Raw genomic sequence first — 19110 nt, 5'->3', positions numbered from 1 at the left:
TGGTGGACGCGTACACCAAGGGACTCCGGGGGTGTCCGCGTGCCGCCTAGTAGACGCTGACCCCGTAGGCGCTCAGCGCCTCCGTCACCGGCTGGAAGAAGGTCGTCCCGCCCGAGGAGCAGTTGCCGCTGCCGCCCGAGGTGAGGCCGATCGCCCGGCTGCCGGAGTAGAGCGGGCCGCCGGAGTCGCCCGGCTCGGCGCAGACGTTCGTGCGGATCATGCCGTAGACGATGTCCCCGCCGCCGTAGTTCACGGTGGCGTTGAGACCGGTGACCGAGCCGCTGTGGGTGCCGGTCGTGGAGCCCCGGCGGGTGACCGACATGCCGACCGTCGCGTTGGCGGCGCTGGTGATGTCCACGCTGCCGACGGTGCCGGACTTGGTGACCGAGCTGTTGGTGTAGCGGACGATGCCGTAGTCGTTGACCGGGAAGCTCGACCCGGCGGTGGAGCCGAGGACGGTCGACCGCGAGGAGTTGGAGTACCAGGTGCCCGCGCCGTCGGTGCAGTGACCGGCGGTGAGGAAGTAGTAGGCACCCGCGCTGTCCCGGACGTTGAAGCCCAGGGAGCAGCGCCAGCCGGCGTCGGCGTAGGTCGCGTCGCCGCCGGAGATGAGCTTGGTGAACCTGCCGGGGGTCCGCTCGACCCGGATCGCGCCGGCGTTGACCCCGGCCTGGCGCCTGATCTTCGCGATCTCGGCGGCGGAGACCGTGGAGTCGGCGGTGACGACGACCGCGCCGGAGGCGCTGTCGACGTGCCAGGCGGTGCCTGCCACGTCTGCGGCGAGCACGGCGTCGCTCGCCGCCGAGAGCCGTTCGGCGCCGAAGGTCTGTGCGGTGTCCGCGCTCGCGGTGGGGACGGCGAGCGCCGCGACGGCGGCGAGACCGGCCGCGACGGCGAGCATCCGGACGGTTCTCGTGGGGGTGGTGCGCGTGGTCCTCACTTCTCGTTCCTCCAGAGGGGAATCGGGGGCCCGCCGTGGGGTGCCGGGCCCGTGAGGCGCGGCCCAGGGGCCTGCGCTGTGGGGGAGTTTCGGACCGTACGACTTCACGCCGCAAGGGCGCCTTTCGGCCGTACGGTCCTCAACCGGCTCAGTAGAGGCTGACCTTGTACTTGGCGAGGGCCTCAGGAACGGGCTGGTAGAAGGTCGTCCCGCCGGTGGAGCAGTTGCCGCTGCCGCCCGAGGTGATGCCGAGCGCCTTGGTCCCGTCGTAGAGCGCGCCACCGGAGTCGCCGGGCTCGGCGCAGACGTTGGTCTGGATCATGCCGCGAACGGTGCCGCCGCCGGAGTAGCGGACGGTGGCGTCGAGGCCCGTGACCGTACCGCTGCGGGTGCCGGTGGTGGAGCCGGAGCGCTTGACCGACTCGCCCACATAGGCGTTGGCGGCGGTGAAGCCGCCGGTGTGGCCGAGCGAGGCGTTGTCGTAGCGGACCAGGGCGTAGTCGTTGCCGGGGAAGCTGGAGCCGACGGTGGCGCCGATCAGGGTGGACTGCGCCGAGTTGGCGTACCAGGTGTTCACGACGTTGCCGCAGTGGCCGGCGGTGAGGAAGTAGTAGGTGCTGCCGCTGCGTACGTTGAAGCCGAGCGAGCAGCGGTAGCCGCTGCCGTAGATGGCGTCGCCCGCGCCGAGCAGGGGCGTGAAGACGCCGGAGGTGCGCTGGACCCGCAGCGCTCCGGCGTCGGCGCCGGCCGCCGCACGGATCTTGGCGATCCCCGCGTCGGTGACGGTGGAGTCGGCGGTGACGACGACCCGGCCCGAGGCTCTGTCCACGTACCAGGCGGTGCCGCCGACCCCGGCGGCGTCGACGGCGGCGTCGGCGCGGGCGAGCTGGGCGGCTCCGGCCGGGCCGGGGACGGGGGCGGCCTGGGCGCCGGGGAGCCCGATGGCCGTCACGGCGGCGATTCCGGCGACGAGGGCGAGCAGACGGGTGCGGGTGTTCCTCACTGTGCTCCTCACAGTTCTCCTTCTGGGAAAAGCGGAGGGGCCCGTGGATGGCGGGCCCGCGAGGCGCCGTCAGGTGACGTGTTCCTGACATGCACCGTGAGCGATGGTGACGCGCGTGGAGCGGACGCACAAGACCGCGGAGCGGACGGGCGCCCCCGGCCGTCGTGGCCCGGGGGCGCCCGTCGTCCGCGCACCGCGCGGAAAGCCCTGGTCGGAAGGGGTCAGGACGGGTTCAGCCGCCGCTCCCCCGCCGGTACCGCCGTGTCGAGCGTGTTGCCCGGCGGAGGGAAGGGGCAGATGAAGTGGTCGGCGAAGGCGCACGGCGGCAGCAGCGCCCGGTTGAAGTCCACCGTCACCGAGCCGTCCGCCGCCGGGGCCTCGGGCCGCAGGAACCGGAAGCGGTAGCTGTCCCGGCCGCTGGTGGCGTCCGCGAAGACCGCCCACAGCGAGCCGTCCTCCTCGACGGCCACCTGGAGGGTGTGCTCGCCGCCGTGCAGATCGAAGGTCAGCTCCCCGGCGAGCCCGAGACCGCGCTCCCGCCCGTCGGCGTTCTCCACCCGTACGCTGCGCGTCTCCTCGTACGGGCGGAAGACGCCGGGCACCACCCAGCGATCGTCGTACGGGGTGGCCTCGATGCCCGCGAAGGCGCGGCGCGCCTCCGAGCCGGGGTCGAAGTCCCTTACGGCCCAGAGCCCTTCGCGCCGCAGGACCACCAGCCGCCGGCCGGCCGACTCGACCCGGGACTCGTGGATCGGGGGATGGTCGGCGGTGAGCCGCACGGTGCCGGCGAAGGGCTTCCCGTCGACGGTGATCACGTCCTCCGCGTCCGCCGTCAGGACCACCTCGTCGCCGTCCTCCCGCCACTCGCCGGGAACGGCCGGAATTCGACCCTCCGGGTGATCGGCGAGCCAGTGCGTGCCCGTCAGGGAGAGCGGGCCGTGCGAGGAGGAGACCGCCGCCTCGCGCTGCTCGTGCCAGTGCTGCCAGTCCTGCTGGGGATCCGTACTCATGGTGTTCCACCTTTCCATACGGGCTCGCGAAGCCCGTGACGCGCCGTGGGTCAGTTCTTGGTGCGGGGCAGGCCGGGCGGGTTGATCTCCGACTTCTCCACCGCCTCGCTGCCCAGCCCCCAGCGCTCGAGCACCTGGGCGTAGGTGCCGTTCCCGACGATGTGGTCGACGGCCGCCGCGTAGGCGGCGACGAGGCCGCTGTCCTTCTTCGTGGTGGCCGCGATCTTGCCCTGGAGCCCGTCGCCCGCGCCGGAGAACTTCCCGGCGACCTCGGTCTCCCCGGCCGAGGCCACGTGGTGGGCGACGACGGGATTGGGGCCGAGGTAGCCGTCGATCCGGCCGGACTGGAGGGCCAGGTAGTAGTCGCTGGTGTTCTGGAAGTACGTGATGTCGACGCCCTTGCGGCCCGCCTTCTCGTTCAGCGCGGACCACTCGACGAGGATCTTCTCCTGGTTGGTGCCCGAGCCGACCGCGATCTTCCTGCCCGCCACGTCCTCGGGGCCCTTCACCTTCCAGCCGGAGCCCTTCTTCGCCTCGAAGGCCAGGTCGTCCAGGCGGTAGGTGGCGAAGTCGTACTTGTCCTTGCGCTCCTCGGTCACGGTGACGTTGGAGAAGACGGCGTCGTACTTGCCGCTGTCGAGGCCGACGAAGAGGTTCTCCCAGGACACCGGGTCGAACTCGGGCTTCAGACCGAGGGTGTCGGCCACCAGGGTCGCGAGGTCGAGCTCGGCCCCGATCAGCGTCCTGTCGTCGGTGGCGCGGAAGGCGAGCGGCGGACTGCTGTTCGCCGAGACGCCGACGACGAGCGTGCCTCTCTTGCGGATGGCCTCGGGCACCTGCGCGGCGATGGCATCGACCTTGGCCGTGTGGACGCGCTTCTGGTCGGGGCCCACGTTGATGCCGTTCCCCTTCTGCCCCTCGGGCTTGATCTCGCCGGTGGCGGCCTCCCCCGAGCCGCAGGCGGTGAGGAGTCCGAGGGCGGTGAGCGAGGCGAGGGCGGTGAGGACGGCGCGGCGGGACTTCATGACGTGCTCCTGTGCGTGTGGGTGTACCGGTGTACGGGCATGGGGGTGTACGGGAGAGGGCCAGGTCGCTGCGGGCAGCGGGGTCAGAGGACCTTGGAGAGGAAGGCGCGGGTGCGCTCGTGGCGCGGGCTGTCCAGCACCTCGCCCGGCGGGCCCTGCTCGACGATCCGGCCCTCGTCCATGAAGACCACGGTGTCGGCGACCTCGCGGGCGAAGCCGATCTCGTGCGTGACGACGATCATGGTGGTCCCGGAGGCGGCCAGGTCCTTGATGACGTCGAGGACCTCGCCGACCAGCTCGGGGTCGAGCGCGGAGGTCGGCTCGTCGAAGAGCAGCAGCCCCGGTTCCAGGGCGAGCGCGCGGGCGATGGCGACCCGCTGCTGCTGTCCGCCGGAGAGCTGCTTGGGGTACGCCTCCGCCTTGTCGGCGAGTCCGACGCGGTCGAGGAGCTTGCGGGCCGCGGCCTCGGCGTCCTTGCGGGGGCGCTTCAGGGCCGAGACGGGCGCCTCGACGATGTTCTCCAGGACGGTCAGGTGCGGGAAGAGGTGGAAGTTCTGGAAGACGAAGCCGATCCGGGTGCGCTGCTTGAGGATGTCGCGCTCCCGCAGCTCGTACAGCTTGTTCCCGGAAAGCCGGTAGCCGACGAGGGTGCCGTCGACGCTGACCGTGCCGCTGTCCACCTTCTCCAGGTGGTTGATGGTCCGCAGGAGGGTCGACTTTCCGGAGCCCGAGGGACCGAGGACGACGGTGACCTCGCCGGCCCGGACGTCGAGGTCGATGCCGCGCAGGACGTGCAGGGTGCCGAAGCTCTTGTGGACGGAACGGATCTCGACCTTGGCGGTGTCGGCCTCGGTGACGGTGGTGGCGGCGGAGACGGTCACGGCGGAGCTCATCGGGCGCTCCCCTTCGCGTAGTGGCGCTCGACGTAGTGCTGGACGACGGAGAGCGCGGTGGTGAGCAGGACGTACCAGGCGGTGGCGACCATCAGGAGCGGGACGACCCGGCCGTTGCGGCCATAGACGACCTGCACCTGGTAGAAGAGCTCGCCGATCGCCATGACGGAGACGATCGAGGTGCCCTTGAAGAGCGAGATGATCTCGTTGGCGGCGTTGGGCAGGATCGAGCGCATCGCCTGCGGCAGCACGATCCGCCGCAGCTGCCGGAGCCGCGGGATGCCGAGGGAGGCGGCCGCCTCCGACTGGCCCTCGTCCACGGCGAGTACGCCGCCCCGGACGATCTCCGCCGCGTAGGCGGCCTGGTGCAGGGCGAGCCCGAGGACGGCGGCGCTCATCTCCCCGACGAGGCCCATCGTGTCGAAGGAGAGGAAGCTCGGCCCGAAGGGGATGCCGATGCTCAACTCCTTGTAGAGATAGGCCAGGTTGAACCAGAAGAGCAGCTGGACGATGAGCGGGATGGAGCGGAAGGCCCAGATGTAGGCGAAGGCGACCGACCGCAGGAACGGGTTGGCCGAGAGGCGCATGAAGGCGAGCACGATGCCGATCGCGAAGCCGAGGGCCGTGCCGTGGAAGGTGAGCTGGAGGGTGACCCAGACGGCCTGGAGGATCGTCTCGGTGGTGAAGAACGCGGCGAAGACGTCCCACTCCCAGCCGGGGTTGGTGACGAGCCCGTGGGCGAACTGCACGAGCAGGACGGCGGTGGCGGCGACGGCCACCCAGCGCCAGGGGTGACGGACGGGGACGACCGTGAGACCGGCGGGTGCCGAGGAGGCCCTGGGGACGGCGGCGACGGTGGTGGCCGTGGCGGCTTCCGGGGCTTTCGTGAGGGGGACGGCGGAGGGCGGATCGCTGGTGAGAGCCATGGCGGTACCTCGGGAACGGGGTCGGGAAGCGAGGAAGCGGGACCGGGACCGCGAGCGGGCCGGGAGTTGGGACCGGGACCGGAGCCGGCACCGGCACCGGCTCCGGGCTCCGGGCTCCGGAACGGAGCAGGAACCGAGCGGGAGCGTGCGGATCAGGCGCTGAGCGAGGCCGGACGGCGACAGCTCCGGCCGGCCCGGTCGCTCTCGCCCCGCAGGAAGGTCAGCGCGGCCCGTGCCGCGACGTCGTTCTGCCCGAAGGCGATGCCCCCGGTACGGGGCCGGGTGAAGGCCCCGCCGGCCCGGGCGGTGGTGTGCGGGCCGAGCGCGAAGCGGCGCGGGTGCGGGCGTCCGTCGTGCTCCAGGATCCGGGCGTCGGCGGGGTCGACGACGAGGAGGCCGCTCGCGGTGGCCCGGGCGCCGTCCTCGTACAGGGCGCGCAGCAGCGGGCTGTCGGTGAGTTCCAGGGTGGGGTCGGGCAGCCGGGCCTCGACGAGGGCGCGCGCCTCGGTCCACTCCCCCGGCACGGCGGCGGACGCGGCCCGGAAGACCCCGCGCTCCTCGTCGGTCTCGACGGTCACCTGCGGTCCGAGGAAGCGGACCACGCCGGCGCGGGAGAGCGCGAGGAGCTGCCGCAGCCGGGGCCCGGGCGGGCCGGAGGCGAGGTAGCTGAAGAAGCCGTGCCACCAGCCGCCGGTGTCGACGCGCTCGCCGAGCCGAAGGAGCTGTGCGTAGACGGAGAGCAGACCGGCGAAGACGGCGGCGTCGGGGCTGTGGGCCGGGTCGTGGCGGCGGGTCAGATCGTCTGTGACGTAGGCGCGCAGGCCGTCCTGGAGCGCTTCGGCCGAGTCGAAGCGGATCCCGTCGAGGGGGTGGTCGAGGCCGTCCAGGTCGAGCCGGTCGGCGGGGTCGGGGACGGCCGCGGTGACGAGCGCGGCGATCTCGGCCCCGCGCGGCGGCGCCACCGCGTAGGCCTGCTCGAAGTCGCCCCAGGCGAGGGCGGTCCGCTCCGGATGGGTGGAGAAGAGCCGGTGGTAGTGGGCCCAGCCGAGCTCCTTGTCGATGAGCGGCCACACGTCGCGCCGGAAGTCGAGCGGCCCGGCCCGGTCGAGGAGGGCGTCGGTCTGCTCGGTGCCGAAGAACCGGGGCAGCGGGGGCCGTTCGCCGTCGAGGACGTATCCGATCTTCGAGTGGTACGGGACGCCACGCCGCGAGCCGACGTGCAGCACCGGCTCCCGGCCCGAGGGTACGTAGACGAGGTCGTCGCCCTCGCTCTCGTACCGTCCGCCGCGGCCCTCGGTGAGGAGCACCATCAGGTCGACGAAGGCGAGGCCGAAGCCGCGGACCAGGACGGGTTCGCCCGCGGGCAGCGCGGACAGGTCGGTGTCCGCGGTGAAGTCGGGCGGGAGGTGGACGAGCCGGTGGCGCGCGGAGAAGTCGGCGAACGCCCGCTGTTCCGGGTCGGGTTCGGCGCCGAGGTGGCCGACGGTGAGGACGACGAGGTCGGCGAGGAGGGGCTCGGTGCCGGCCTCCAGCCAGACCCGCTGGCGTCCGTCGCGGGGGCCACCGACCCGCAGTGCGGTGGTGCGGTGCTCGTGGACGGTGACGGAGGCGGGCAGGGCGGCGAGCGCCCGCGCGTACACCCAGCGCAGGTAGGCGCCCTGCTGGGGGCGGGTGGGGAAGGTGCGGCCCTCGATGCCGGCCCAGTCGGCGAGGGTGGGTCCCGGCCGGACGGGACCGTCGAGCCGCACGGTCTCGTCGGTGAACATGGTGACGTCCTCGGCCTGGGAGTTCATCCAGAGCAGCGAGGACTGTCCGGTGCGCCAGATCCGGCCGGGGCCTGGCGGGTGCGGGTCGACGAGGTGGATGTCGAGGGGGTCGTCGCCGTACAGCTCGGGCAGGCTGGCGGCGAGCCGTTCGAGGAAGCCGGTCCCGCGCGGCCCGGCGCCCACGACGACGATCGAGGGGCGGGGGCCCGTCGGCCGGGTGCTCGTCGGGCGGGCGCCCGTCGGACGGTTGCTCATCGGGCACCGCCCGTGCCCCGGGCGTAGTACCGCTCGACGTAGTGCTGTCCGAGGCTGAGGACCGAGGTGACGGCCACGTACCAGAGGGTGGCGACGAGGAGCAGCGGGATGACCTCGTACGTGCGGTGGTAGACCAGCTGGGTCGAGTAGAGCAGGTCCTGGACGGCGATGACGGAGACGATCGAGGTGCCCTTGAGGGTGCCGATCAGCATGTTCCCGGCGGGCGGGACGATCGAGCGCATCGCCTGGGGCAGCACGATCCGGGTGAGCCGGCGCCACCGGCCGAGGCCGAGGGACTGGGCGGCCTCGATCTGGCCCCGGTCGACGGAGAGGATGCCGCCGCGCACGACCTCGGCGGCGTAGGCGGCCTCGTGCAGGGTGAGGCCGATGACGGCGACGGCGACCGGGCCGAGGAGGTTGACCGTGTGCACGCCGAGGACGGTCGGGTAGAGGGCGCCGATGTTGAACCAGAACAGCAGCTGGACCAGGATCGGCGTGGACCGGAAGAACCAGACGTAGCCCCAACTGACCGCGCGCAGAACGGGGTTGGCGGACAGTCGGAAGACGGCGAGCAGGGTGCCGAGGACGAAGCCCAGGGCCATGACGAGGGCGGTCAGCCACAGGGTGAGGACGAGCCCGCGCAGGACGGACGCGGAGGTGAAGTACTGGGCGACGACGTCCCATTGGAAGGCCTTGTTGCGGACGACCGAGAGGAGTCCGAGGCCGAGGAGGACGAGGACGACGGTCGCGGTGGCCCACTGTCCGGCGCGGCGGGCGGGGACGACGCGCGGGGGCGGATCGGCGGGCGGGGCCGTGGAGGGGATCTTGACGAGGGTCGCGGACATGCGAAGGCTCCGTGGATGCCAGAGGCGGATCGAACACGGGGTGCGCCTTCACACGCACAGAGCACGGATCCGGGCCCCTCAGCCCGATCCGCCCTTCGAGGCTATGCGGTCAACACGCCCTACTGTCAAGGGTGTCCACAAGGTGAGCCGTGCGTCTCATCGCGGTTGACGCGGAAACGGATGCCTGTTCCACTGGGGCCATGCATCCGCAGCAGCAGCTGGTCACGCGCTCCCACATCGACTTCGGTCGTGTGTGGTCCTCTTCCTGTTGAGCTGACCCCCCGCTCTGCCCCTGCCCGCGTGCTGTTTTCCGCGGCGCCTTCACACACAGGCCCCTCGTGCGTGCCTGAGCTTCCCCCTCCCCTCGCCCTGCCCTTGTGTCCTCCTTCGCCCTGAAGGACCTTCATGACCTTCGCGTTGTCCGTGCGCCGGACCACGACCACCGACCCCCTCGCCCGCCCGCTCCTCGACGAGCTGGCACACGAGTACACGACCCGTTACGGCACCGCCGACGACCTGAGCCGCTACCCGGCGGAGGAGTTCAGCCCTCCCCACGGCACCTTCCTGCTCCTCCTGGAACAGGGCCGGCCCGTGGCCGGAGGCGCGTACCGCCGCTACGACGAGCACACCGCCGAACTGAAGAGGATCTGGACCCACTCGGCGCACCGCAGGCGCGGGCTCGCCCGCCGCGTCCTCACCGTGCTCGAACGCGAGGCCGCCGCCCGCGGCTACACCCGCGTCTATCTGACGACCGGCGCGCGCCAGCCGGAGGCCAGGAGCCTCTACCTGGCGACCGGCTACCGGCCGCTCTTCGACGTGTCCGCCGATCTCGAATCCCTCGGCCCCCTGCCGTTCGAGAAGTTCCTGGAGAACCCGAAACCATGAGTACGCGTACGAGTTCCGGAACCGCCCGCACGACCCTCGGCTTCGTGCTGATCACCGCCGCAGCGCTCACGCTCACCGCCTGCTCCGGGGGCGAGCCCGCGACCGCGCCGGCCGGGGCCTCCGGTGCGCCGGGCGCCGCGAAGGGCGCGCTCCCGACCGAGGACGTGGTGTCGGCGGTGCGGAAGAACGAGGCCGCGGCGAAGCTGCTCCCCGCCGACGTACGGCAGCGGGGTTCCTTCACGCTCGCCGCCTCGGTCGGCACCCCGCCCAGCTCGACCTACCTGTCCGACGGCAGGACCGTGGCCGGGGTGGACGCCGACTTCGCGGCCGCCGTGGCCAAGGCCCTCGGTCTGGAGCTGAAGCGCGAGGTCGTCGGCTTCGAGGCGATCCTGCCGGCGCTGGGCAGCGGCAAGTACGACGTCGGCACCGGGAACTTCGGCGTGACCGAGGAGCGGCGCAAGGCGATCGACTTCGTGACGTACATCAACGACGGCCAGGGCTTCGCCACCCGGGCGGACAGTCCGCTGACGGCGGTCACCGACCTCACGCAGCTGTGCGGGCTGAAGGTCGCGACGGGCGCCGGCACGACCTTCGAGCAGACCTTGGAGAAGAACAAGGACCGGTGCGCGAAGGCCGGGAAGCCGGCGTACGAGGTGAACGTCTTCAACGAGACGGGAGCGGTCTGGATGTCGCTCCAGCAGGGGCGCAGCGACGTCGTGATGAGCACGATCAACGGCGTGCGGTACGCGGTGACGCAGCAGAGGAACGTGAGGTTCCTCAATGAGTACCGGCGGCTCGACGTCGGCTTCGCCTTCAGGAAGGGCACCCCGCTCGCCCCCGCCTTCCAGGCGGCGGTGAACGGCCTGAAGGCCGACGGGACGTACGACCGGATCGTGCGGAAGTGGGGGGTGACGGACTCGGGCATCGAGCGGTCGCAGATCACCCCGCCGGAGATCCCGGCGCCGACGAAGTAGCGGCGCGTCCCTCCGGGCCGACGGGGCGTCAGCAGTCGCAGCCGCAGTCACAGCCCCCGCAGCACCCGTCCCCCTCGCAGCAGGAGGAGCAGTTGCTGCAGCAGTCGCAGCAGTCGCAGCAGCTGCCGGGGTCGCACTGCTGGCAGAGCCCCTCGCGCCGCTGGCGGCTCCACGGGTCCTCGAAGGTGCCGCAGCACATCTGGCAGGTACAGGCCAAGCCTACCCAGAGGGCGCATCCGGCTATGAGCCCGCGCCGGTTGGGCGGTTCGGGCGGGAACGGTCCGCCGGGGCCGCCGGGACCGCCGGGACCGGGGGCATACGGACCTCCGGGGCCGGCGGGTCCGCCGGGGGCGTACGGGTTGCCGGGCGTGGCGTACGGGTTCCCCGGGACCGGTCCGTGCGCGTGCACGTGCGGGGCACCCTGACCCCCCGCCCCGTGCGAGCAGCTCGTCGTGCCGAAGGCCCGGTCCACCGAGCTCCGGAGCTCGTGGGCGAGGAGGACGTGGACGAGCTTGCCGTCGGCGAAGTCGGCGTCCCGCAGGGCGAGCCGGATCCCGTGCAGGGCGTCGTCGGCGAGCCGGCGGGCCTCCTCCCGGGAGGTGCCGGTCGCGGTGAGCGGGTTCCAGGCGCCCGCCTCCGCGTCGGCCGACTGGTCCTCGACGGCGTCGAGGAGGTGGGCGAGGCGCCCGAAGAGCCGGCCGGCCTCGGCGAGCGGGGCGGCGTTCTCCGGGCGTCCCGCGAGGACCGCGGTGTGCGCGAAGGCGGCCGCGGTCGCGGTCTCGGTCGGCTCGGTGACGGTGAGCAGCGGGGTGCCGATTCCCGCGAGGGTCTCGATCCCGGTCTGCCGGTCGACGGCGTCGACGAGGACGGCGGTGTCGAAGCCGAGGGCGCGGCCCGTCCTGGCGCCGGCCTTGTCCCAGGAGCGGGCGACCCGGCGGGCCGCCGCCGCGACCGGCTTGCGCGCCAACAGGCCGTCCCGGTCGGCGACGTGGTCCCGCACCTTGGCCGAGGCGAGGACGAGCGAGACGGCGGCGGCCAGGCGCGCGCCCTCGCCCTGGGCCACGGGAGCGGTCCGCATGGCGCGCAGCGCGCAGGGCCCGGCCGTGCGGCGGCCCGCCGCCGTCACCCCGGCCTGAGCCTCCGTCAGAACCGAGACGATGAGCCCGTCGTAGTTGGTGACCACCCGCGCGAACTGCCCGTGGTCGGCGCGTAGTGCCAGGCAGAGGCCGCAGAGGTGGGCCATCCACTCGGTCTTGAGTCCGTCGGTGAGGCGGTGCGTGCAGGGCCTGACGATTCCGAACATGAGCTTCCCCCGTGAGCCGTACGAAGTGCCGTCGAGCGGCTTCGCGGCATCGTAGCGAGGCGGGCCGTTCACCCGTACGCGCCCACCGTCACCCTTCTGGCCCGACTTTCATATTTTAAGTTGCGCGCCCCTCCGTCAGGCCCCGCATACCGCAAGATTCCTGACGTATCGCCAGAAACCGACGCTCACGTTCTGCACCAGTACCGTCACGAATCTCCTGCACGGCGTGTATCCGCTTGGCGCGCGATCCGCATCATGGACGACGATAGGGACTGCGGAACCACAAGTGACCGCGCTGAAAGGAGGCGTCCATGGGATCGGTGCGCAAGGCAAGTGCCTGGCTGGGACTCGTCGAGGACAACGACGAGCGTTACTACGACGACGAGTACGCCGACGGTGCCGAGAACGGCGACGCCTGGGTGACGGACCCCCGTGTCCGGGTGGCCTCGGACACCGCCCAGGAGCAGGGCCGCCGGATCGCCACCGTCTCCCCGGACGGCTTCCGGGACGCCCGGGGCATCGGAGAGCTCTTCCGGGACGGTGTTCCGGTGATCGTGAACCTGACCGCGATGGAGCCGAACGACGCCAAGCGCGTGGTCGACTTCGCCGCCGGTCTCGCCTTCGGGCTGCGCGGCTCGATCGAGCGCGTGGCGACGCGGGTCTTCCTGCTCACTCCCGCCGACACCCAGATCGTCGGCGGAGAGACCCGTCGGCGTCCGCAGGACGGTTTCTTCAACCAGAGCTGAGCGGGTCCGCCGGCCCGACCGGACACCACCCGAGGGATCGGGTCAGTGCGCCGGGCGTCCGGAGCCGGCGGGCTCGATCGCTTCCCGGGTCGCGGGCACCCGCGGCTCGGCAGGCTGCCGGACCACCTCGGCGGGCTCGCAGGAATCGATCGCCCCACGGGTCCCGATCGACTCACACACCTCGATCGGCTCGCTCGTCTCGATCGGCTCGCTCGTCTCGATCGACTCGCAGTTCTCGATCGCCTCGCTCGTCTTGGCCGGCTCGTATGCCTTGGCCGGCTCGTACGCCTTGGCCGGCTGACACGACTCGTGCGGTTCGTACCCCTCGTACGAGTCACCCGGCTCGTCCGGTTCCGCCAGGCACTCCATGACCCGGGGCAGCCGTCGGGCCATCACCGCACCGACGAGCAGCAGCACGGCGCTCACGCAGAGCGTGATGTGCAGACCGTCCACGAAGGCGTGCCGGGCGGCCTGGTGCAGGGCCGCGCCCGCCGTGCCGCCGAGCTGGTCGGCGACCTTGTAGGCCTCGCCGAGGGAGTTCGACGCGGCGCTGCTGGCCTCCGCCGGGACCCCGGGGACCGAGGCGAGCCCGGGGGCGTACGCCGCGTTCATCACGCTGCCGAGCAGCGCGATGCCCATGCCGGCACCGAGCTGGTACGAGGTCTCGCCGATCGCCGCCGCGCCGCCCGCACTCCGCTGCGGCGCCTCGCTGAGCATCGACTCGTACGCCGAGAAGAGCGTGGTCTGCAGGCCGAAGCCGAGCAGCACGAAGCCCACCGTGAGCAGCAGCGGCCGGTCGTCCTGACCCATGAACGTGAGCAGCAGCACCGCGCCGGCGGTGAGCACGAAGCCCCAGCCGACCATCCGGCGCGGACCGATCCTGCGCAGGGTGTACGAGCCGGTGGCGCCGGCCGCCATGGCGGCGAAGGTGAGCGGCAGGAGGCGGAGCCCGGTCTCCAGGGGGCTCAGTCCGAGGACGAGCTGGAGGTACTGGACGGCGATGAGCTCCAGGCCGACCAGGGCCAGCATGCCGATGACGATGCAGCCGACCGAGGTGGTGAAGGCGGCCCGGGAGAAGAGCCGCATGTCGATCAGCGGGTGCGGGCGCCGCCTCTGCCTGCGGACGAAGAGGACGAGGAGTCCGGCACCGAGCAGCAGCGGCCCCGCGGTCGGCAGGGCGAGCAGCGGTTCGCCCGCTCCGGCGCGCTTGACCCCGAGGACGCAGCCGAGGACTCCGGCGGCGGCCATGAGGGCGCCGAGGACGTCCCAGGGTCCGTCGGCGGCGCCGCGGGACTCGGGGAGGAGGCGGCGGCCGAGGGGCAGGATCAGCGCCATCAGCGGGATGTTGATGAGGAAGACGGAGCCCCACCAGTAGTTCTCGACGAGGAAGCCGCCGAGCACCGGTCCGGTGGCGGCGCCGATCGCGGCGGTGGCCGTCCAGATGCCGATCGCGGTGGCGCGCTCCCGCCGGTCGGGGAAGACCGTCCGGAGGATGGAGAGCGTCGCCGGCATGATCATCGCGCCGCCGACCCCGAGCAGCGCGCGGGCCGCGATGAGGACCCACGGCTCGGTGGCGAGGGCGGCGACCGCCGAGGCGACGCCGAACAGCGCGTAGCCGAGGAGGAGGACCCGCCGTCTGCCGACCCGGTCGCCCAGGGTGCCGAAGAGGATCAGCAGCGAGGCACAGATCAGCGGGTAGGCGTCGACGATCCAGAGCAGCGCGGTGGAGCTGGGGCGCAGGTCCTCGGTGAGCGAGGGGACGGCGACGTGGAGGATGGTCGCGTCGAGGGCGACCAGGAGGAGGCTGACGCAGAGGACGAGAAGGACGACCCAGCGGTTGGTCCCGCCGTCGGCGGCACGCTCTCGTGCTCGGGCCGTGAACGTCCGCTGCATGTACGTACCTCCCAGTGAAGCTCTCGCGCTCGGCAGGCGCCGACCAGGGCGTATGCCCCTGGGGCGGCCCGACATCGACGGGCGAGTGAGCCGTCAGCGTACGCGAGTTCAAGCCCCGAGCGCGTGGCGCAGCTCTCACCCCGGCGGGCCTCGCGGTGTGGCGTACGCCACTTGGAGAGGGCCGCGCGTCGCATGGAATTCCGTACGTATATCTGTTTGAGGCAATTCCCCTGCCCTCAAACACCCTTCCGGAAAGAGCCGTGCCGCCAATAGGGCTGAAGGTCATCGGATTTACGGACGGACGCCGGGAATGGAGCGGCGACTGAGACCTACTCCACATCACATGGTCATCACGAAGGCACCGGAACGACCGGGTCAGCTTCTCACTCCCTGTAACGTCGATTGGGTGCGTACCGACATCTTTGCCCGGCTGGACCGGGAGCCGGAACCGCCGAAGATAGAGGTCCCTCGGATGACCCGCACGCGTCTCGCGCTCTTCGGCGGGGCGTCGGCGTTCTATCTGGCCATTGTCGTGGCGGTCGTGCTGTCGACCTGGCTGGTGACCCTCGACTGGAAGATCATGCTGTTCCGGCCCTATCAGCAGTGGCCCGAACTGCACGCCTTCCTCGACTACTACGTCGTCCTCGGTCAGCGCGGCCCCACGGCCGTCATGGTGGCCGCATGGCTGGGCTGGCGCTCCTGGCGCCAGCACACCCTGCGGCCACTGCTGTGTCTCGGCGCCGCCCTGCTGCTGCTCAACGTCTCGGTCGGCGCGGTCAAGCTCGGGCTCGGCCGTCTCGGCCCCCACTACGCGACACAGGTCGGCTCGGCCGAGCTCTTCGCGGGCGGCGACATATTTCCTTCCGGGCACACCGCCAACGCGGTCGTGACCTGGGGCATCCTCGCCTACCTGGCGACCACCCCGCGGGCCAGGCGCTATCTGTCCGCCATCTCCGCGGTGGTCGCCCTCGGCGTCGGCCTCACCACGGTCTATCTGGGCACGCACTGGCTGAGCGACGTGGTGCTCGGCTGGGCCGCCGGGCTCCTGGTCCTGCTCGCCCTGCCCTGGTGCGAGCCGCTGCTCGCGGTGGCGGAGTCCTGGATCCTCGCCATGCGCGACCGTCTGCGGGAGCGGCTGCGCGACCGCCGCCGGCTCGTGCCCTCGCTGCCCGTGGCCTCCGGCGGTCCGCGCCCGGCCTTCTTCCCGCAGCGTCCGGCCGCGGGCGAGGAGCCCGTCCGCGAGACCGTGGGAGTGGCCCGCGGCGGCGCTCCGGCGACCCGCGGCTGACCGATACCGAAGGAAGGGCCCCGGCCGCATGCGGCCGGGGCCCTTCCTTCGTCCGGTGTCCGACCGGTCCCGCCGTCGGTCAGCCGAGCCAGCAGCGGGTGACGGCGCCGTCCTCGACCTCGAAGTTGATGCGTCCGGACAGGTATTCCATGGTGATGATCGAGCCGGGCGGCAGGGACCTGACGACCTTCCAGCCCCGTGCCCTGGCGAGCTGCTCGGCACCGTCCGCGTCCAGTCCCACATAGGACTCGGGAGCGTCGCGGGGAGGTTCGGGAGTGCGCGATGTGGGTGACATGGGCCTCACGTTAGCCTCTTCGCGGTCACGCTTGTGTCACAAGTTCTCGACATATGTTTGACACGCCGCCCGTCACTCGATGGGACAGTTCCGGGCCGAATCTCCAGCAATTCCGAAGAACCTCCGGCACTTCACACAAGGCGATCCCAGGGCTGCCGAATACCGGGGAATTCCCGGTTCCCCGGGCATCGCACCGTGAATTGCCCGGACCCCGCACGCGGCGCCCTCACGTTTCCCTTACAGAACGCTTACGCCGGCTCCGCCGGGCGGTGTCGGCCGACCGGAGCAGCCGCCCCCGCCGCCTCCCTGCCCCGCGGGCCCGCCGCCCGCATCATGTCCCGATGCCCGGCGAGCGGGGTCCCGAGGGCGAGCGGAGGGCAGCGGTGGGCACCGAGACAGCGACGGCGACCGTCGAACCGGGCCGACAGCGGCACGGCCGGATCCTGATCGACTGGGTCACGACGACCGACCACAAGAAGATCGGCCACCTGTACCTGGTCACCTCGTTCGTCTTCTTCCTGATGGCCGGGCTGATGGCGATGCTGATGCGGGCCGAGCTCGCCCGCCCCGGGCTCCAGCTCGTGTCGAACCAGGAGTTCAACCAGGCCTTCACCCTGCACGGCACGATCATGCTGCTGCTCTTCGCCACTCCCACCTTCGCCGGCTTCGCCAACGAACTGGTGCCGCTGCACATCGGCGCCCCCGACGTCGCCTTCCCGCGGCTGAACATGTTCTCGTACTGGCTGTTCCTCTTCGGCGGGCTGATGGTGATCGGCTCGCTGCTCACCCCGAGCGGCCCGGCCGCCTTCGGCTGGACCGCCTACGCCCCGCTCAACAGCCTGGAGCGGTCGCCGGGCCCCGGCGTCGACCTGTGGATCATGGGGCTCGCGCTCTCGGGCTTCGGCACGATCCTCACCTCGGTGAACTTCCTGGCCACGATCATCGGGATGCGGGCCCCCGGCATGACCATGTTCCGGATGCCGATCTTCACCTGGAACGTCCTCTTCACGGCGGTCCTGGTGATCGTCGCCTTCCCCGTCCTCGCGGCGGCGCTGCTCGTCCTGGAGGCGGACCGGCGGCTCGGCTCCGTGGTCTTCCTTCCCGAGAACGGCGGGGCACTGCTGTGGCAGCACCTCTTCTGGTTCTTCGGCCACCCCGAGGTCTACATCATCGCGCTGCCGTTCTTCGGGATCGTCAGCGAGATCATCCCGGTCTTCGCCCGCAAGCCGATCTTCGGATACTCGACCCTCGTCGCGGCCACCATGGCGATCACCGGCCTCTCGGTGGTGGTCTGGGCGCACCACATGTTCGCGACGGGCGCGGTGCTGCTGCCGTTCTTCTCGCTGCTGTCGTTCCTGATCGCGGTGCCGACCGGAGTGAAGTTCTTCAACTGGACCGGGACGATGCTGCGCGGCTCGCTGTCCTTCGAGACGCCGATGCTGTGGTCGGTCGGCTTTCTGGTGTCGTTCCTCTTCGGCGGGCTCACGGGGGTGATCCTCGCCTCGCCGCCGATGGACTTCCCCGTCACCGACTCGTACTTCGTCGTGGCCCACTTCCACTACACGGTCTTCGGCACGGTCGTCTTCGCCACCTTCGCCGGCTTCTACTTCTGGTGGCCCAAGTTCACCGGCCGGATGCTCGACGAGCGGCTCGGCAAGATGCACTTCTGGACGCTGTTCGTCGGCTTCCACCTGACGTTCCTGGTGCAGCACTGGCTCGGCGCGGAGGGCATGCCCCGGCGGTACGCCGACTACCTGGACGCGGACGGCTTCACGGCGCTCAACACGGTGTCGACGATCGGCGCGTTCCTGCTCGGCGCGTCCACGCTGCCGTTCCTCTACAACGTGTGGTGGACCCACCGGTACGGCGCGAAGGTCGACGTGGACGACCCGTGGGGCTTCGGGCGCTCGCTGGAGTGGGCGACCTCGTGCCCGCCGCCCCGGCACAACTTCGACGCCGTGCCCCGGATCCGCTCCGAGTCGCCGGCCTTCGACCTGCACCACCCGGAATTCGCGGCCTACGAGCGGATGCGGGTCACAAGCCCTCCGGCGTCCCCTCCCCCGTCCGATCGAGCGCGCGGGACAGCCGGTCCCTGAGGGCGCGGACCCGCTCCGTCAGCTCCGGCGGCTCGACCACCTCGAAGTCGATCCCGATGAGCGCCACGTGCACCACCGCGACCTGGAGGTTGTGCGCCCCCGCCCGCAGGAGGCAGGTCTCTTCGCTCTCGGGCTCCAGGACCCCGTCCATCGGGCCGACGACCCCGGCCGCCTCGGCGAGCGGGACGAAGAGCCGGACGGTGACCTCGGTCGCGTAGGCCGAGCCGGACACCCCCTTCGACACGTACGCGGCGAGGTCCTCGGCGGGCGGTTCCCGGGGCGGGAAGCGCGGGCCGTGCGGCGGCCTGGGCTCGATCCGGTCCGCCCTGAAGGTCCGCCAGTCGCCGCGGTCCAGGTCCCAGGCGACGAGGTACCAGCGCCGCTCGGTGCAGACCAGCCGGTGCGGTTCGACGGTCCTGCGGGTGCTGTCGCCGCCGTGGTTCCGGTACGCGAAGCGGAGCCGCTCGCTGTCCCGGCAGGCGTTGGCCAGCTCGGTGAGCACCTCCGGGTCCACCCGCTCCCGGGGGGTACGGAGCATGGGCACGGTGAAGTCGGTGAGCGCGCCGACCCGCCGCCGCAGCCGGGACGGCAGGACCTGCTCCAGCTTGGCGAGGGCGCGTACGGAGGTCTCGCCGATGCCCTCGACGCCCTGGCCGGCCGCGGTGCGCAGGCCGACCGCGACCGCCACGGCCTCCTCGTCGTCGAGGAGCAGCGGCGGCAGCTCGGCCCCGGCCCCGAGCTGGTAGCCGCCGCCGGTGCCGGGGCTGGCGTGCACGGGGTAGCCGAGCTCGCGCAGCCGGTCGACGTCGCGCCGTACCGTGCGCGAGGTCACCCCGAGCCGGTCGGCGAGATCGGCACCGGACCACTCCCGGTGGGCCTGGAGCAGCGAGAGCAGACGCAGCAGCCGTGCGGAGGTCTCCAACATGCCCCGAGTCTGTCAGCCCCCGCGGACAGCTACGGTCCTCGA

General features: G+C 71.7%; 16 protein-coding genes and 1 pseudogene. 5 read left to right on the top strand and 12 right to left on the bottom strand.

What is annotated here, in order from left to right:
• Positions 1-46 precede the first annotated feature (46 nt).
• The 8 genes from IE124_RS21815 to IE124_RS21780 all read right to left on the bottom strand — a co-directional run bounded on the left by IE124_RS21815 (position 47) and on the right by IE124_RS21780 (position 8663).
• Entirely contained in the window at positions 47-940 is an 894-nt protein-coding gene (locus IE124_RS21815) for a S1 family peptidase (RefSeq protein ID WP_440862311.1), read from the bottom strand.
• A 148-nt stretch (positions 941-1088) separates the two neighbouring features.
• Complete coding sequence (locus IE124_RS21810) at positions 1089-1955, bottom strand: S1 family peptidase (protein ID WP_229832675.1); 867 nt, start codon at positions 1953-1955, stop codon at positions 1089-1091.
• Positions 1956-2164: 209 nt separating this feature from the next.
• Positions 2165-2953, bottom strand: coding sequence for a DUF1684 domain-containing protein (locus tag IE124_RS21805; protein WP_189509581.1), 789 nt, complete (start codon positions 2951-2953; stop codon positions 2165-2167).
• 50 nt (positions 2954-3003) lie between these two features.
• Positions 3004-3978 (bottom strand): ABC transporter substrate-binding protein, encoded by a 975-nt coding sequence (locus IE124_RS21800; protein ID WP_189509580.1) that lies wholly within the window; start codon positions 3976-3978, stop codon positions 3004-3006.
• 83 nt (positions 3979-4061) lie between these two features.
• Complete coding sequence (locus tag IE124_RS21795) at positions 4062-4871, bottom strand: amino acid ABC transporter ATP-binding protein (protein ID WP_189509579.1); 810 nt, start codon at positions 4869-4871, stop codon at positions 4062-4064.
• Complete coding sequence (locus IE124_RS21790) at positions 4868-5797, bottom strand: amino acid ABC transporter permease (protein ID WP_189509578.1); 930 nt, start codon at positions 5795-5797, stop codon at positions 4868-4870. Before IE124_RS21790 ends, IE124_RS21795 begins: the two co-directional genes overlap by 4 nt.
• Before the next feature lie 152 nt (positions 5798-5949).
• Positions 5950-7818: an FAD/NAD(P)-binding protein gene (locus IE124_RS21785; protein WP_189509577.1), complete on the bottom strand. Its 1869-nt coding sequence runs from the start codon at positions 7816-7818 to the stop codon at positions 5950-5952.
• Complete coding sequence (locus tag IE124_RS21780) at positions 7815-8663, bottom strand: amino acid ABC transporter permease (protein ID WP_189509576.1); 849 nt, start codon at positions 8661-8663, stop codon at positions 7815-7817. Before IE124_RS21780 ends, IE124_RS21785 begins: the two co-directional genes overlap by 4 nt.
• Positions 8664-9068: 405 nt before the next feature.
• Between IE124_RS21780 and IE124_RS21775 the strand changes: the two genes are divergently transcribed.
• Together IE124_RS21775 and IE124_RS21770 are read left to right on the top strand one after the other, a co-directional pair.
• A complete protein-coding gene (locus IE124_RS21775) occupies positions 9069-9548 on the top strand; it encodes a GNAT family N-acetyltransferase (protein ID WP_189509575.1) in 480 nt (159 codons plus the stop codon).
• Positions 9545-10522 (top strand): ABC transporter substrate-binding protein, encoded by a 978-nt coding sequence (locus IE124_RS21770; protein ID WP_189509574.1) that lies wholly within the window; start codon positions 9545-9547, stop codon positions 10520-10522. Before IE124_RS21775 ends, IE124_RS21770 begins: the two co-directional genes overlap by 4 nt.
• Positions 10523-10550: 28 nt before the next feature.
• On the opposite strand, the gene IE124_RS21765 is transcribed toward IE124_RS21770, so the two are convergent.
• Positions 10551-11825 (bottom strand): DUF5685 family protein, encoded by a 1275-nt coding sequence (locus IE124_RS21765; protein WP_189509573.1) that lies wholly within the window; start codon positions 11823-11825, stop codon positions 10551-10553.
• A gap of 311 nt (positions 11826-12136) precedes the next feature.
• Here IE124_RS21765 and IE124_RS21760 point away from each other — a divergent pair, with 311 nt between their 5' ends.
• Positions 12137-12571 carry a cell division protein SepF gene (locus tag IE124_RS21760; RefSeq protein ID WP_189509572.1) on the top strand — a complete coding sequence of 145 codons (435 nt, stop codon included), beginning with the start codon at positions 12137-12139 and terminating at the stop codon, positions 12569-12571.
• A 42-nt stretch (positions 12572-12613) separates the two neighbouring features.
• Here the strand turns inward: IE124_RS21760 and IE124_RS21755 are convergent, their stop codons facing one another.
• Positions 12614-14464 (bottom strand): MFS transporter, encoded by a 1851-nt coding sequence (locus IE124_RS21755; protein WP_189509571.1) that lies wholly within the window; start codon positions 14462-14464, stop codon positions 12614-12616.
• A gap of 406 nt (positions 14465-14870) precedes the next feature.
• On the opposite strand from IE124_RS21755, the pseudogene IE124_RS21750 reads away from it, so the two are divergent.
• Positions 14871-15749 (top strand): annotated as a pseudogene (locus tag IE124_RS21750) (phosphatase PAP2 family protein); the annotation flags it as partial.
• Between the two features lie 82 nt (positions 15750-15831).
• On the opposite strand, the gene IE124_RS21745 reads toward IE124_RS21750, so the two are convergent.
• Entirely contained in the window at positions 15832-16047 is a 216-nt protein-coding gene (locus tag IE124_RS21745) for an I78 family peptidase inhibitor (RefSeq protein WP_189509569.1), read from the bottom strand.
• A gap of 383 nt (positions 16048-16430) precedes the next feature.
• On the opposite strand from IE124_RS21745, the gene ctaD reads away from it, so the two are divergent.
• Positions 16431-18143 carry an aa3-type cytochrome oxidase subunit I gene (gene ctaD, locus IE124_RS21740; RefSeq protein ID WP_189509721.1) on the top strand — a complete coding sequence of 571 codons (1713 nt, stop codon included), beginning with the start codon at positions 16431-16433 and terminating at the stop codon, positions 18141-18143.
• Here ctaD and IE124_RS21735 read toward each other — a convergent pair.
• Positions 18082-19068, bottom strand: coding sequence for a helix-turn-helix transcriptional regulator (locus IE124_RS21735; protein ID WP_189509568.1), 987 nt, complete (start codon positions 19066-19068; stop codon positions 18082-18084). The genes ctaD and IE124_RS21735 overlap by 62 nt on opposite strands.
• Positions 19069-19110 lie beyond the last annotated feature (42 nt).

It is taken from the genome of Streptomyces narbonensis (assembly GCF_014649015.1).
GTDB classification, from domain to species: Bacteria; Actinomycetota; Actinomycetes; order Streptomycetales; family Streptomycetaceae; genus Streptomyces; species Streptomyces narbonensis.
This window is presented reverse-complemented; position numbering and strand designations above follow the sequence as displayed.